This window comes from Novipirellula galeiformis (assembly GCF_007860095.1).
Classification (GTDB): domain Bacteria; phylum Planctomycetota; class Planctomycetia; order Pirellulales; family Pirellulaceae; genus Novipirellula; species Novipirellula galeiformis.
In genome coordinates this window covers 163,503-179,036 of sequence record NZ_SJPT01000010.1, presented here as the reverse complement: position 1 = coordinate 179,036, position 15,534 = coordinate 163,503, and the positions used below count along the sequence as shown (strand labels likewise).

11 protein-coding genes are annotated in these 15,534 nt (G+C 56.5%); 9 read left to right on the top strand and 2 right to left on the bottom strand.

Going from position 1 to position 15,534, the window contains the following annotated elements; all coding sequences use genetic code 11:
- The first annotated feature begins 1 nt into the window (after position 1).
- Both Pla52o_RS22825 and Pla52o_RS22820 read left to right on the top strand, forming a co-directional pair.
- Positions 2–1,132, top strand: a complete 1,131-nt coding sequence (locus tag Pla52o_RS22825; protein ID WP_146596943.1) for a mandelate racemase/muconate lactonizing enzyme family protein — start codon at positions 2–4, stop codon at positions 1,130–1,132.
- A gap of 102 nt (positions 1,133–1,234) precedes the next feature.
- Complete coding sequence (locus Pla52o_RS22820; protein WP_231612574.1) at positions 1,235–2,164, top strand: alpha/beta hydrolase family protein; 930 nt, start codon at positions 1,235–1,237, stop codon at positions 2,162–2,164.
- 572 nt (positions 2,165–2,736) lie between these two features.
- On the opposite strand, the gene Pla52o_RS22815 is transcribed toward Pla52o_RS22820, so the two are convergent.
- Both Pla52o_RS22815 and Pla52o_RS22810 read right to left on the bottom strand, forming a co-directional pair.
- Positions 2,737–4,554 carry a hypothetical protein gene (locus Pla52o_RS22815; RefSeq protein ID WP_231612573.1) on the bottom strand — a complete coding sequence of 606 codons (1,818 nt, stop codon included), beginning with the start codon at positions 4,552–4,554 and terminating at the stop codon, positions 2,737–2,739.
- A gap of 71 nt (positions 4,555–4,625) precedes the next feature.
- On the bottom strand, positions 4,626–5,798 hold the full coding sequence (locus Pla52o_RS22810) for an SGNH/GDSL hydrolase family protein (protein ID WP_146596942.1): 1,173 nt from the start codon (positions 5,796–5,798) through the stop codon (positions 4,626–4,628).
- Between the two features lie 994 nt (positions 5,799–6,792).
- Between Pla52o_RS22810 and Pla52o_RS22805 the strand changes: the two genes are divergently transcribed.
- From Pla52o_RS22805 to rlmB, 7 genes are all read left to right on the top strand, one after another.
- Positions 6,793–7,944 (top strand): thiolase family protein, encoded by a 1,152-nt coding sequence (locus tag Pla52o_RS22805; RefSeq protein WP_231612572.1) that lies wholly within the window; start codon positions 6,793–6,795, stop codon positions 7,942–7,944.
- Complete coding sequence (locus tag Pla52o_RS22800; RefSeq protein WP_146596941.1) at positions 7,941–9,791, top strand: AMP-binding protein; 1,851 nt, start codon at positions 7,941–7,943, stop codon at positions 9,789–9,791. Before Pla52o_RS22805 ends, Pla52o_RS22800 begins: the two co-directional genes overlap by 4 nt.
- Positions 9,788–10,546 carry a 3-hydroxybutyrate dehydrogenase gene (locus Pla52o_RS22795; RefSeq protein ID WP_146596940.1) on the top strand — a complete coding sequence of 253 codons (759 nt, stop codon included), beginning with the start codon at positions 9,788–9,790 and terminating at the stop codon, positions 10,544–10,546. The genes Pla52o_RS22800 and Pla52o_RS22795 overlap by 4 nt, the downstream gene beginning before the upstream one ends.
- A complete protein-coding gene (locus Pla52o_RS22790; RefSeq protein ID WP_146596939.1) occupies positions 10,543–11,940 on the top strand; it encodes a GntP family permease in 1,398 nt (465 codons plus the stop codon). Before Pla52o_RS22795 ends, Pla52o_RS22790 begins: the two co-directional genes overlap by 4 nt.
- A 122-nt stretch (positions 11,941–12,062) precedes the next feature.
- Positions 12,063–13,097: a peptidyl-alpha-hydroxyglycine alpha-amidating lyase family protein gene (locus Pla52o_RS22785; RefSeq protein WP_146596938.1), complete on the top strand. Its 1,035-nt coding sequence runs from the start codon at positions 12,063–12,065 to the stop codon at positions 13,095–13,097.
- Between the two features lie 305 nt (positions 13,098–13,402).
- A complete protein-coding gene (locus Pla52o_RS22780) occupies positions 13,403–14,272 on the top strand; it encodes a sugar phosphate isomerase/epimerase family protein (protein WP_146596937.1) in 870 nt (289 codons plus the stop codon).
- Between the two features lie 359 nt (positions 14,273–14,631).
- Positions 14,632–15,489 (top strand): 23S rRNA (guanosine(2251)-2'-O)-methyltransferase RlmB, encoded by an 858-nt coding sequence (gene rlmB / locus Pla52o_RS22775; protein WP_146596936.1) that lies wholly within the window; start codon positions 14,632–14,634, stop codon positions 15,487–15,489.
- Positions 15,490–15,534 lie beyond the last annotated feature (45 nt).

Genomic DNA, 15,534 nt, shown 5'->3' with positions numbered 1-15,534 from the left:
TATGAAAATACGAGAAATACGCTGCGCGGGTCTGCGCGGCGCAACGCCCGAGGGCGGTTGGAGCAATGAACTGCGGCCCGACGATTGTGTGCATACGCTGATTGCGGTCCATACAGATGAAGGTGCCGTGGGACTGGGCAGCGTGTTCACCAACGATGCATTGGTGCAAGCGGCATTGGCAGTGCTCGAGCCGTTGTATCGCGGCGAAAATGCGCTCGAACCCGAACGCGTTAGCGAAAAGTTGCATCAACATATGTTTTGGCTCGGGCGTGGCGGTTCCCTGACCCATGCGATCAGCGGCATCGACATTGCATTGTGGGATTTGTTCGGTCAAGCGACGGGGCAACCGGTGGGCCGATTGTTGGGCGGACGTTATCGCGATCGAGTGCAACCTTATGCCTCGTTGTTGATGGACGAACCGAGCAAACTGCGAGATCACTTGTTGGCAGTAAAAGCCGAAGGGTTTCGCGCCTTCAAAATTGGCTGGGGACCGTTCGGTCGTGTCAATGCAGCGACAGATCGTGCGATCGTCCAAGCCGCGCGAGAAGCGGTCGGTGCCGAGTGCCGATTGATGGTGGATGCCGGTGGCAGCGACGCGTTTTGGACGAACGGCTACAAGTGGGCGTTAAACACCGCAACGATGTTGGCCGATTATGATGTGCACTGGTTCGAGGAAGCGCTTCCCCCGGACGCCATCGAAGATTACGCCAAGCTCCGCGAGCATTCTCCGGTGTCGATCGCAGGCGGCGAGGTGCTGACGCGCCGCCAAGCCTTTATGCCTTGGATGGCCGCCCGAGCGTTGGATATCGTGCAACCGGACGTCACCAAGGTTGGCGGGATCAGCGAAGAACGCCGGATCGCATGGATGGCTCAAGAGCACGGTATTCGCTTTATTCCACATGGATGGAACACCGCGGTAGGACTCGCCGCCGACTTGCATCTTGCCTCGGCGTTCCCTGGTACTGATCTCGTCGAATATTTAACCGGCTCGCCATTCATCGATGAAATCAGTGCGAACCAGTTCAAGTTGGATGCCGATGGCATGCTCGCGATTCCATCCGGCCCGGGTCTGGGGCTCGAGCTCGATCCCGAAATCGTGAAGAAGTACACGGGCGGAGCAAATCTGTTGTAACGTGATTGCTTCCTGGCGAACGGTTTTCTGATTCCTCTCCTTCGTTGCACCTTGTTGAGAATTATGCGTACAAAAAGTCAATGTCACCCATCGATCCGGTTCGTGAAGCTCGTGCGATCGATGCCAAGTTCATGGCGTTTGAAGCGGTTGAAAGCGAAGGCATTGGTTGAACATGTCCAACGATCCTTGCGGCCTTTCGCGCTCGCCAGCGTTTGTATCGCATTGTTGGCGCCATCAATGGCGTTTGCCGAAGACAAAGCGTCTCCGTTTGCGGCGATCGTCGATCGAACGTTCACGGCGGATTACGACGGAAGTGAGCAAAAGTACGTCGAGCTGACGCCGCATCAATTTGCAGCGGACAAGCCGATTTCGGTGTTGATCGTGTTGCATGGACACGGTTCAGACCGTTGGCAATTTGCCACTCAGATGCGAGGTGAGTGCCGAGCGGCACGTGACGCTGCGGCCGCAAACGGGATGCTGATGATCACACCTGACTACCGAGCGAAGACATCGTGGATGGGGCCGGCCGCCGAAGCCGATCTGTTGCAGATCATTCGCATCCTGAAGAAACAGTATCAAGTGGAACGTTTGATCGTGTCGGGCGCATCGATGGGGGGCAGTTCCGCGCTGACGTTTGCCGCATTGCATCCCGAGTTGGTTGACGGCGTCGTTGCCATCAATGGGACCGCGAACCATGTCGAGTACGAACGCTTCCAAGACGCGATCAGCAAATCCTTTGGCGGGTCGAAGCAGGAAGTTCCCGAGGAATATCGCAAGCGCAGTGCGGAGTTCTTCCCCGAGAAGTTCACGATGCCATTCGCGGCGACGACCGGAGGCCGAGATGAGTCGGTGCCGCCGGAAAGTGTTCTGCGGCTCGTCGAAAGTCTCCGCAAACAGCCTACGAAATTGCTCAGTATCCATCGCCCCGAGGTCGGGCACACCACCAGCTACGACGACACGAAGCGGGCGTTCGAATTTGTGATTGCCGCCAGCCAAACGGCCTCGCGGGCACCACAATCCGCAGGGCAATGATCACGACCTTGGCGTGAACAAGGTCGGTTCCGCATCCGATCACGACGGGTCGCAATATCCATGATGATGGATCTGTGACCTCCTTCGGAGACTGCTGACTTAGTAGCATCACACCCTCCCAAATGGGAGGGTCGAGCCTAAGCGAGGGGAGGGCTTAGGTTGGTTTAGAAACGTTACAGACGAGCCACGAACGCCTAAAGCCCTCCCCGCTCGTTCCTCGCGACCCTCTCAGAAGGGAGGGTGTTTCTTGTTTTACGTTTCCTCGACGACGCGCAACGCGACTACGTCAGCGGTCTCTTTCGGGGTCGGCGTTTACGTTTCGATTGGTTTCCGGCGGTTTTCGCTTCGCTCGGCCGCCGGCTAATCTCTGCTGACGCCTCCGGCGTAATCGTCTTTGTGGATAATCAGCAGCCCGTTGGGCGGAGGCGAGGCAGATTGCCGGGCTATCGGCCCGGAATACATACAAAATCGCAACTTCAAAACGCGTCAGCGAGGGATCTAGTCGTGCCACCGTCCAAGGCGGTCCCTCGCATACGCTCCGGGTTATGAAAGACGCGCTGCTGCGACGCGTGTCAGCGAGCGGTGTCGGTGTTCGGCTTCGATACCGCCGTGCCGATGCCAGTGTTTCCATAACCGTTTCCGCAATAGAACATTCGCAAGTGCTCTCCCTCGCGAATGACCGTTGGGTATTCCACCATTTGTTTCTCCCAGCCGTCGCCGGTAGGGGTTAGTTGCAGATTGTCGTCGGATTTTGTACCGCGACGCCAGTGCATTCCATCGTCGGATTCGGCGTAACAAATCGAATAGAATCCCCATCGTGATCCGATTGCGGAATACCACATGCGAAACGTTCCATCGGGTTCCTGGTGGACCACGGGACCGGCAACCGCGATGTCTTCGTAGTCACGCTCGGGATCACGCAGCAGCACCGCTCCACGTTTTTCCCAGTGGATGGCATCGTCGGAGACAGCCAAACAGATGGTCTTTTGCTGATGCAATGCGTGGCTCTTTCCCGTCGTCGGGCAACCGGTGTAGTAGAACCGCCACTGGGTTGATCCGTCCTTTTGACGCACCTGCAATACCGATCCTCCGGCGATCCCGATCGCATCAGGGTCACCGTGTTCACCGCTGCGGGCTAGCACAGGTTGATCGCTGGTACGAGACCACGTCTTGCCATCGGAACTGGTCGCCATTCCGATCCCGATAAACGAACTCAATCCCGTTCCTTTTCCAGCGTTGCCGGTGTAATAGAGATGCCAACGGTCGTCACTGATTTGGACGACATGCGGTAGCACCGACCAATTCGCATCGAACGATCCTTTGCCGCCGTTTTCGAATAGCGGCCCCACCCGATCCCATTGGGTGAGATCATTGATCGGGGCAGTGGCGAATCCGATGCGCTGCTTTTTACCGTTGATGCCACCGGAGTAAAACACTCGATACGTTTCATCGGCACGCACGACCCACGGATTCATCACTCGTGAGGAATCGAATTCACCTTTACGCGGCGGAAGCACTGGATTGTTCTCGTTTCGAACCCACTGGACCGGTTGTTTCAGCGCCGCATATTCGTCGCGGTGAGATAACCGCATCGTGACCACTTCATGGCTGCTACGCACGATTCCAAACAAGGTGCCGATATCGCTGCGGTCCCAGGCAATTCCTTGACCGGCGATCGGAGCGGGGACCGTGGCGATGTGATTGAGTTCGCCGTTGGTCTCGGGCAAGGTCAACACATACAACTCCGCGTGGTCATGGCCGGTCACGAACAAGCGTCCATTGGGTCCAAATGCGCCCCCTGAATTACTATTGGGCAGAAATCGCTCAATGACGGATTCCGGAAATGTCCACGATCCCGTCTTTTGCCACTGGTCGTCGTAGCGAACCAGATGGGTGCGACGGACGTTTGCCTCGCCATAAAATGCGAACGCAATCCACCACGATCCGCGATGCCGTTCGACCCAGTTGATGGCCCCTTCGTTTTCGTCGAACTCTTTTCGCTCAACAGGTTCAAGTGTTTCGGCAGAAAAAATCTCGATTGAGTTTTTGAGCGGGGACTTAGGCCAATTCGAGTTGGCACAATACAGCCGACCGTCGACCACGATACCACTATTGAGGTGGATGACGGGAGAGTCGTCGGGAGCGGTCCATTTTGCCAACGGACGGAAGGTTTCTTTCTCGTAACGGCCAATCGTGCGATTGGAGATTGCATAAAACGAGGACGCATCGACAGCAACGGCCTGGTGTGCCTCGGGCACCGAGACTCGAGAACGTTGGCGAAGCGTGATCTCCGACGCCGTGCCTGTCGGCGACGCAACGAATAAAACGCTGAGCAAGATCACCGCGGCGGAGGACTGTAAACGGACGGCATTCATAGAAGTGCGGTTCATGGGGGGGAGTGAGAAGGTGGATGGGAGGCAGGGAAACCAAGCTTTGATTTCCCTGCCCTGCTGGCAATGAATTATTCGGCGCCTACGGATGCGGCAGCTGGCGACTCGGCAGCTGGGGAGGCGGGCTGGGCGTTTGCAAGCTTCCATTTCAGCCAGGCATAGACACTTGCGCCGATCTGTTTGTACCCCGCGGTATTGGGATGCACCGCATTGTTGTTAGGGTAGCCATCGATGGGGTCGAGGTTCAACTCGGTGGGCAGGATCGTGATCATTGGATCCTGCTTTTCCGACACGTACATCATTTGGCGTTGAACCAAATGATGTTGAATCTGCTTCCATCCCCAACGTGTGTACCGATCCTTGTAGTTGGCCTTGAACGCTTCGGGGCGATCATTTCCGGGCGTGGTCAAACAGATGCCAATGTGTGCTTGGGGCGCAGCCTCGCGGATCGCGGCCAGCAACGTATCGGCAAACCCGAACACTGTATCGATGCGGGCGTCCATGCCTGCGCGATCATTCACCGGGGCTGAGAAGCAATCGTTGATGCCGAGCTTGATGATGACGTAGTCGGGGCGTTGGTCGTCACAATGCTCTTGGAAATAACGAGTCAGATTTAATTGCGGTTTAGCGTTCTCGTCGAGGAACAAAAACGGACTGCTGCGTTTGGCATAACTGCCATCGGGATTGGGTTCATACTTGGTCACAAAATTAGCCCAAGTCCAACCGCCGTACCCTTCATGAACAACGCCCTCGGCGGCTGACGATGGCTTGTGGGTTCCCAGCATCGTCCATTTCGGATTGTTTTGCCGTGAAAGCAAACGAGCGATTTCGTTGGGATAGGCCGATGCGTGCGTCAGACTGTCTCCGATAATCAAAAGCCGAATCGGATCATGCTGCTGCGGGTCGTCATCGGGAATCACCTTCAAGACGCTCGACTTTGATTCCAACAATTTGTTGTCAGCGGAGTAAACGGCCACGCGCAGTGGATGATCCCCAACGTCTTGGGCGGTGGGCGTCAATTCCCAACGTCGATCGGCACTTTCGCCAACGTCGCAAGTCACTTCGAATCGATAGTCCGTCGGCGATTGTGTCAACACGATGTTATCGAAGTAGATATGGGTCGGCACTCCGGTGACGGCATAGATTTCCGGCGGCAGAGTTAACTGTAATTCAGACTGTTTCTGCTCGCCCCAAGCCGGGGTCACGCTGAAGAGCAGTAAAACCGCGAAAGCAAGACGCATCATGTTGGGGTCTCAAAATTAAAGGAGAATCAAGGCAGGTAATACAGTGTCGTTGATCGCTCCGCGATCTTAACGTTAGGGTGTGGGCTTGACGTTGGGTTGTGGAGTGCTCAGCGACGCAATGCGATCACCGCGTCCCAATCGATTCGTTTGATCGGGTGACCTCCGCGGACCAGTTTCCTTGTGAAGTCCCGGTGTCTTTCCAGATGCCCGAGTCCGCGGGACGGTCTCGCCAGCAACGTTTCTCGCACTAACCTGGGTGGGAATGACAAGCGGTGCGGCAAACGCTAGGAAGGGCTGCATGGTGGGGACGTGGTGCGGATTCGTTCATCGTTAAAATCGTCGTTGAATTCGGCGCTGCACTGCAAACTTCCGTAGCGAAGCGTGCGTAAAAGTGAAGCGGCGCTATAACCTCAAGCCACATGCATCATGCCACGACGATTGAATCGGTGAACTTGTTTCCGTCGCTTCCTAGAATAACACGGATGACAAGCGAGATGAACTTCCGCTTGAAGAAAACAAGCTGAGACACCCAGCGACGCTTGCGATCGGCTAGAATCATCTGGCAAACGAGCGGGGGCAAATTCGGTTGCGAACTTCTACTGTGATGTCATGTGGGTCAAAATTACAAACCGTTTTGATCAAGAATCTCTCTCCCAAGCACACGAGCCCTGCGCAGATCGTTATGTTGTCTTCACTGAAAAAACGGTCTGTTTCGAAAGTTCAAAACAGTTGGTGAATGATTGACCTGTTATCGACGTGGGATCGAATCCCCTGCTAACGCGTTTTGAAGTTGCGGTTTTGCCGTTTTTTCCAACAAAATATAACCCGAAGCGTCAGCGAGGGACCGAGTCGAGCGTCATGTTCCCTCGCTGACGCATCGGGTTATGAAAAAAGCAACTTCAAAGCGGGGCAGCGAAGGTTGCAAGTGCAACCATGCTTAAGCCGCCGAGCCGGGATTCCCGCACCCACCCCACATTTTAAGTCAAGAACGCGAGTGAGTAAAAAGTTGACAAACCGTAGCAACGCCGTCTGGATCGTCGCGGCAAAACGTACACCTCAGGGGCGGTTACTTGGGGCGCTGGCCAAACATTCTGCGGTCGATTTAGCGGTCGCTGCGGGGCGCGAGGTAATCGCAGGCATCGATCCTCACCGGATTGACTCCGTTATCATTGGAAATGTGCTCGGTGCAGGCTTGGGAATGAACGTCGCTCGACAAGTGGGCGTTGGATTGGGGTTGCCGATGGAAGTGCCCGCGTTCACGGTCAACATGATGTGTGCCTCAGGCATGCAAGCGGTGATGCTGGCGGCTCAATCGATCCAACACGGTTCAGCGCGGATGGTGTTGTGCGGTGGAACCGAATCGATGTCCAACGCCCCGTATTTGTTACCGCGTGCCCGCGGTGGCTACAAACTTGGTGATGGCGTGCTCGTCGATTCGTTGTTACGCGACGGATTGACCGATGCCTTCAGCAGCGAGCACATGGGATTGACGGCGGAGCGTGTGGCGGAGTTGCACGGGATCTCACGCGAGTCCCAAGACCGTTTTGCCGCGACCAGTCAGTCGCGATGTGCGGCGGCCCTAAACGCTGGCCATTTTCACTCGGAAATCGTTGCGGTCGATGGGCTCGATGCGGACGAGCATCCACGACCGGGCACGACGTATGAAAAACTCTCGTCGCTGGCACCGATGTTTAAGAAAGAGGGTACGGTAACGGCCGGCAACGCTTCGGGGATCAACGATGGCGCGGCACTGCTGCTGCTCTGTGACGAACAATGGGGCCGCGAGTGTGGGTTGCAGCCGATGATGGTGCTGACCGCGACTGCGGCGGCCGGTTGCGAGCCTTCGCTGATGGGAATGGGCCCGGTCCACGCGGTGCGAAAGCTCGGCGTCGACGCGCGAGATTTCGACATGATCGAACTTAATGAAGCGTTTGCTTCCCAATCGCTCGCTTGTATCAAAGAACTCGACCTGGACGAAGCGAAGGTGAATCCCGATGGCGGCGCGATCGCATTGGGGCACCCGATCGGAGCCAGCGGGGCGCGGCTGCTGGTTCATTTGGCACATCGCCAGCCAGGTCGCGGTCTAGCATCGTTGTGCGTCGGTGGTGGAATGGGATGTGCCGTGGTTGTGGAGCGTCCGTCATGAAAACCGTTAAAGCAAACTCCGCTGGCGTCTGGACCCCAACGCCCGAATCCCTTGTCGACACCAACGTGGGTTGGTTGATGCGGCATGCGGCGGTCGATTCTTATGGCGACCTGCATGCCTGGTCGGTGCACGAGCGTGAGCGTTATTGGGCCGCCGTGATCGATCGGTTGGGCATTCAATTTCACCAGCCCTATGATCGCGTGCTCGACCTTTCCGGCGGAGTGGAATCGCCGAGTTGGTTTCCGGGCGCGAAGATGAACATTGTCGAAAGCTGTTTTTCCGCTCCGGCGGATTCCCCGGCGATCGTGTATCGCGCCGAGGGTGGCGAGCTCTCGGTGATCACCGTGGGTGAATTGAAAACGATGTCTGCTCGCGTTGCCTCTGGGTTGGTCCGATGTGGGTTCACGCCCGGCGACGCGGTGGCGATCATGATGCCGATGACGCCCGAGTGTGTGGCGATCTATCTGGGCATTTTGTGGGCTGGATGTGTCGCCGTCAGTATCGCGGATAGTTTTCGTCCCAAGGAGGTCAGCACGCGTCTCGAACTTTCCAACGCCGTGGGGATCTTTACTCAAGACGTCATCCGCCGCGGTGGCAAATCCCATCCGCTTTACGCCAGCGTGAAGGAGGCCGAGGCACCTCTGGCGATCGTGATCGGAGACGACGAGGGAGTGGAAATGCGCGAGATCGATTGTCGGTGGAGCGATTTCCTAGGCGATGCGGATGCCGCTCCCGTGGTCGTTCAAGACCCCTCGGCGCCGCTGAATATCCTCTTTTCTTCGGGCACGACCGGCGAACCGAAGGTCATTCCGTGGACTCAAACCACCCCGTTGAAATGTGCCGCCGACTCGCATTTTCATCATGACGTTCGCCCCGGTGACGTCGTGGTTTGGCCGACGAACATTGGGTGGATGATGGGGCCATGGTTGATTTTCTCTAGCCTCTTGAACCGCGCCACGATGGGACTGTATTGCGGCGCTCCGACGGGCGCCGAGTTTTGTCGCTTCGTCCAAGACTCGCGTACCACGATGCTCGGTGTCGTCCCCAGCCTGGTGAAAACCTGGCGTGCGACCGGAGCGACTGAGGGGCTGGATTGGTCCTCCATCCGATTGTTCAGTTCGACCGGTGAGTGCTCGGACGTTGGTGACATGCGTTGGTTGATGGAACAAGCCGAGGGCCGCCCGATCATCGAATATTGTGGCGGAACCGAGATTGGTGGTGGCTACATCACGAATGTCCTCGCGCGGCCCTGTGTGGCTGCGGAATTCAACACACCCACGTTGGGGTTAGACATGGTGATCCTCAATGAGGCCGGTGAACCGGCCGACAGTGGCGAGGTGTTTTTGGTCCCGCCTTCGATCGGATGCTCCACGACGCTGATGAACAAGGACCATCACGAAGCCTACTATGCCGACACCCCGAAGGGGCCTAATGGGGAACGGTTGCGGCGTCATGGTGACCAAATGGAGCGGCTTCCCGGCGGCGGTTGGCGCGCCTTGGGACGCGCCGATGACACGATGAATTTGGGGGGCATCAAGGTCAGCTCCGCTGAAATCGAACGGGTGTTGCAAACCGCCCAGGGGGTCTCCGAAACCGCTGCGATCGCTGTGGCTCCTGGTGGCGGTCCGAGTCGTTTGGTCGTGTATGTCGTCGCGGCTCAAGGACACCCGCAGGACAAAGCCTCGATGATGGAGCACATGCAGTGTGCGATCCGTCGAGAATTGAATCCCTTGTTCAAAATCCACGATCTCGTTTTTATCGACGCGCTACCACGTACCACTTCCAATAAAGTGATGCGCCGCGTGCTTCGCGACCAATTCCTCCAACAATCCCAGCTTGGCTCATGAATCAGACGATCCTAATCACCGGCGCGGGCAGCGGCTTGGGGCGCAGCTTGGGGATTTCACTAGCGCAACAAGGACACACGATATTGGTCACGGATGTCGACGAGACGCGTGCCCAGAGCGTCGCGGGGGAGATCGTTGCCGCGGGGGGAACAGCAACGGCGCACCGCTTGGATGTGACTTCCGAAGCCGACGCTCAACGATTGCTCGATGAACACGGCCCCGTTGGGGTTTTGATCAACAATGCGGGGTTACAGCACGTCGCTCCCTTGGATGAGTTTCCAGTCGCGAAGTGGGATTTATTGATCGATGTGATGGTCAAAGGCACATTTCTAATGACACGCGCGGCGCTGCCCGGTATGCGCGCGTCGGGATTTGGCCGCATCATTCATATCGGCTCGATTCATTCGCTCGTTGCGTCGCCTTACAAGTCGGCCTACACCGCTGCGAAACACTCGTTGATTGGATTTTCTAAGGTGCTGGCGTTAGAGACGGCCGGCACCGACATCACCAGCAACGTGATCTGTCCCGCCTACATTCGCACCCCGTTGGTCGACGCTCAAATCGGCGATCAAGCTCGCGCTCGAGGTATTTCCGAACAACAAGTGATCGACGATGTGATGCTTGCTCCGATGCCGAAAAAGGCCTTCATTAGCTGTGAAGAGGTTGCGGGGGCCGTTGGCTATCTGATCAGTCCGTTGGCGCGGAATGTGACCGGGCAAGCGATCACCATTGACGGAGGCTGGACGGCGCAATGAGTTTATTGATCATCTTGGCGGCGCTTGGGTTTTTGATGCTGGCGGCCTATCGCGGTTTTAGCGTGATCTTGTTTGCACCGGTGGCAGCGATGGGGGCGGTGTTTTTGACCGACCCGGCGGAGGTCGCGCCGATGTTCACGGGGCTATTCATGGAAAAGATGGCCGGGTTTTTAAAACTCTATTTTCCGATCTTCCTGTTGGGCGCTGTGTTTGGCAAAACGATGGAGTTATCGGGGTTTGCCAAGTCGATCGCGTCGTCGATCATCGTTTTGTTGGGACCTCGCCGTTCGGTGTTGAGCATCGTTGTCGTCAGCGCGTTATTGACGTACGGCGGTGTGTCGTTGTTCGTGGCGGTGTTCGCGGTTTATCCCTTTGCTGCCGAATTGTTCCGTCAAAGTGGAATCCCCAAGCGATTGATGCCTGCCACGATTGCGTTGGGGGCGTTTAGCTTCACGATGGACGCAATGCCGGGAACGCCGCAGATCCAGAATGTGATTCCCGCTGCGTTTTTCAAAACCAATATTTACGCCGCACCGTGGTTGGGCATTGCGGGCAGTTTGTTTGTGTGTGTCGTTGGCCTGCTCTATCTGCAATCACGTTGCCGCCGGGCTGCCGCCCAAGGCGAAGGTTACGGAGACAAGCTGCTCAATGAACCTGAGCCGTTTCATCACGATACCCTACCGGCCGCTTGGATCGCGATCCTGCCCTTGATCCTGGTTGCGGCGACAAACAAAATTCTCACCGGCGTGATCCCTCGTCTGTACGACGAACACCACTCCTTTTTGCCCTCGGTGGTAGGTTCGGCGGAACCGATCCAACAAGAGGTCGCGAAGATTTCAGCGATTTGGTCGATCGAAGCCGCGTTGTTGATCGGGATCTTATCGGTGTTGTTGCTCGCTTGGCGACAGGTGCGTGACAAGCTTTCCGAAGGCACGAAGCCGGCGATCTCGGGCGCGATGTTGGCCGCCACTAACACGGCGTCCGAGTATGGATTTGGTGCGGTGATCGCGGCGTTGCCCGGCTTTCTAATCGTTTCCAATGCAATGAAGTCCATCCCGAACCCGTTGGTCAACGAAGCGGTCACCGTGACCGCACTGGCGGGCGTCACTGGATCCGCTTCGGGCGGCTTGAGCATCGCCTTGGCAGCGATGTCGGAATCGTTCATTGAAAACGCCCAGGCGGCGGGAATCCCGATGGAGGTGCTGCATCGTGTGGCGTCGATGGCCAGCGGTGGGATGGACACGCTGCCTCACAATGGTGCCGTCATTACGTTGTTGGCCGTCACTGGGCTGACGCATCGCCAAGCGTATGGCGACATCTTTGCAATTACAATGATCAAGACATTGGCTGTGTTCGTCGTGATTGCGCTCTATGAAGCGACCGGTTTGGTTTAACGAGCCCGCGTTTTTAAAACCACTCGTTCTCCAATGGGGCCCAGCGCGACCCCACGCGTGCTTGTGCATCGACTAGATTATCTAGACCACTGCCCCGTCATCTTTTGAGAGAACCTAGATATATGACACGCCACCTGCCGTTGCTTGCTTGTGCCGTTGCGCTCTGCACTACGACTACGTTTTCGGATCCGTCGCATGCTGCGGAGCCTGACAAGGGGAAATCGCCCGATTACCCACGCGTCAATGTTGCCCCTTGGTATCGTGTCGATCCGACGTGGCCACAGAAACCCGACGATTTCATTTGGGAAGCCGTTCCGGCCGTCGCGGTTGACAAGCATGACCATGTGTATGTGTTCACGCGTTCGAAGCCTCCGATCCAGGTCTATACGACGGACGGAAAGCTCGTGCGTTCATGGGGCGATGATACGATCGAGACGGCTCATCATTTGAAGATTGATGACGAAGGGAACATCTGGGTTGCCGATATTGGTTTGCATGTGATTCGGAAATTCAGTCCCGAGGGCAAGGTGTTGTTGACGATTGGGACCCCAGGCGTGTCGGGGGAAGACAATACGCATCTCGACAAACCCACCGATATGGCGATCGCGGCCAACGGCGACGTGTTTGTCTCGGACGGCTACGGCAACAATCGCGTCGTCCACTACGATGGCAAAGGAAATTTCGTCAAGGCTTGGGGCAGTTTGGGGACGGGACCGGAACAGTTTTCGTTGCCTCACGCGATGGCGATCGACTCGGCAGGACGGTTGTACGTCGCGGACCGAAACAATGCCCGCGTGATGATTTATGATCAACAAGGCACGTTGTTGGATAGTTGGGACAACGTGATCGTGCCCTGGGGTTTCTGTGTTACCGCAGAGGATCACATTTGGGTTTGCGGCGCGTCACCGATGCAGTGGAGGAATGATCCCGACTACCCCGGTGCGCCGCTGAGTTGCCCGCCGAAAGACCAAGTGCTGATGAAATTCAATACCAAGGGAAAAGTGCTTCAATTATGGACGATCCCGAAGGGCGAAGATGGCAAAGAGCAGCCGGGTGATGTGAATTGGTTGCACGGTTTGGCGCTCGATTCGCATGGAAACATTTATGTCGGGGACATCATTGGCAAGCGAGCTCAAAAGTTGGTGCTACAGAAATAGCATGCTTGGTCGCTCGAAGCGTGAATCGTTGTCCTTCGATTTTCATCACGATTGGGAGTCGTTGGACGGAGCGTCGTTGAGCTCGCGAGTCTCCAGTGGATTGTTAAGTCAAGTTTTCTCCACGCCGGCACGCCGCGTGGTTATACTGTGACGCCGAGCTACGGCTCCGGATAACCCCACCCACCGAAAATTCGCCCCCAGGCGAGTGTTTGTTCACCTGTCCCCCCTTCCTTATCGCTGGCCAGATTCCCGCTCCTATTCGCTGGGAATCGTCGCGATGGGTCACCTTCATAAAGGAATCCAAGATGTCACTCGATCGTCGTCAATTTCTCGCCCATTCCGCTGTCGGCCTTGCCGCACTCTCGGCACCGCGCCTCGGGGCTGCCGAAGCTGCCAAGAATCCACTTCAACTCGGTCTGGTTACTTACAATTGGGGCAAGGATTGGGATGTACCGACCCTCATTAAGAATTGCGAAGCGTCCAATTTCAGCGGCGTTGAATTACGTAGCACTCACAAGCACGGCGTCGAAATCACGTTGGATGCGAAACAACGCGATCACGTTCGCAAACAATTCGCAGACAGCAACGTGGCCGTCGTCGGACTTGGCAGCGCGTGTGAGTATCACGCGATTGACCCCGCGGTGCTGAAGAAGAATATCGAAGAAACTCAACAGTTTGTGAAACTGTGTAAGGATGTCGGCGGCAGCGGCGTGAAGGTGCGGCCCAATGGATTGCCCGCGGGACGTCCCGTCGAGCAAACGCTCGAGCAGATCGGCAAATCGCTCAATGAGGTCGGTCGTTATGCCGCCGACTACGGCGTGCAAATCCGAGTCGAAGTGCACGGTCGAGGGACGTCGGAGATCCATCACATGAAGACGATCATGGACATCGCCGACCACCCGAACGTCGCGGTTTGCTGGAATTGTAACCCGGCGGACATGAATGGTGAGGGACTCAAGCACAACTACAACTTGTTGAAGGATCGAATGGGGACGGTTCACATCCACGACCTTCGCAACAACAAGTATCCTTGGACCGAGTTGTTTCCGATGTTGAAGGCGACCGACGCAGAAAGCTTTACCGGGTGGACGTTGGTCGAGGAAGGCGCCGTTCCTAAGGACTTGGTTCAAGCGATGAAAGAGAATCGCGTTCGTTGGGAAGAGTTGGTGAGCTAGCCGAATGGCATCCGCGTAGCAGCATCAGCGTCCGTCACGTCAACCAAAATGGCCTCGGTTCGGTGGTGTGTGTCGCTCCTTTGTGAGCTTTCGGAGTTAGGTTACAATTCGCGGTCCCACACCGCGATGTTTTCCTACTCAGGAAGCTCACGCGGTGTTTTGTGGACCGTTGCTACGTCTTTTGAAGTGGCGCTATAATCGTTTTTCCCGGAGAATCATAATCCGAAACGTCTGCGAGGGACCGAGTCAAGATCGAGATTCCCTCGCTCACGCTTCGTATTGTGAAAAACACGCAACTTCAAAAGCTACGCCCCCCCCTGATCACGGAACCGCCGCAGGCTGCGGAAAAACATTGCCCCATGGTTGAACCGACACGCAAGAAGAACAGGAAAGCGAAGAAGTCGAAGGGCAACTACAGCGGAAATCATCAACGCGGTTGGTTGTGGGGGCATCATGCCGTCACCGAAACGCTGGTCACGGGGACATGGCCGGTCAATGAGATTTACGCAAATCAAAAGGCGTTTGATCAATTCTCGGACTTGTTGCTTGCCAAGCAAGCTGCAGGAATTCCGCTGGAAATCGTCGACAATGCTCGACTTGAGCAACTGTCACGTTCGAGTGAGCACCAAGGATTGGTAGTGCGATTGGGCGGGTTCCCCTATCAAACCTTGGAATCCTTTACGCCGGTCCTTCGCCAAGCTTTGGTCGGTCACGCCAGCGACGCATCGCCGCCCGCCGAAGTCGCCACGTCACCCCCGTTGGTCGTGATCTGTGATCGTTTGCAGGACACCTTTAATTTCGGAGCCATTCTGCGCTGTTGTGATGGTGCCAACGTGGTGGCGGTGATTGTCGGCAATCGAAGCCAAGCGGAGGTGACCCCGCATGTCGCCCGTTCCTCTTCGGGTGCTGTGAACCATATTCCGATCGTCCAGGTGGACGACTTGCTCGGCACCGCCCAGTTCGTGAAAGATCAAGGAATGCAATTGATTGCTGCCGATTCCAATACGAAAACAAGTGTCTGGGATTCACAGCTCCGTGGCGCGACCGCGCTGGTGATTGGCAGCGAAGCGACCGGGATTCAACCTGAGCTATTGGCGCTTTGCGACCAACGCGTCTGCATTCCGATGCAGGGCAAAGTGACGTCGTTGAATGCGGCGGTCGCGGCGGGAATTCTGCTGTACGAGATTCGCCGCCAACAAGCGGCGCCGCTGAGCTAGAGCTGGGCTGCTAAAACCTTGGTATGGACAGCGCATTTCGTGAAG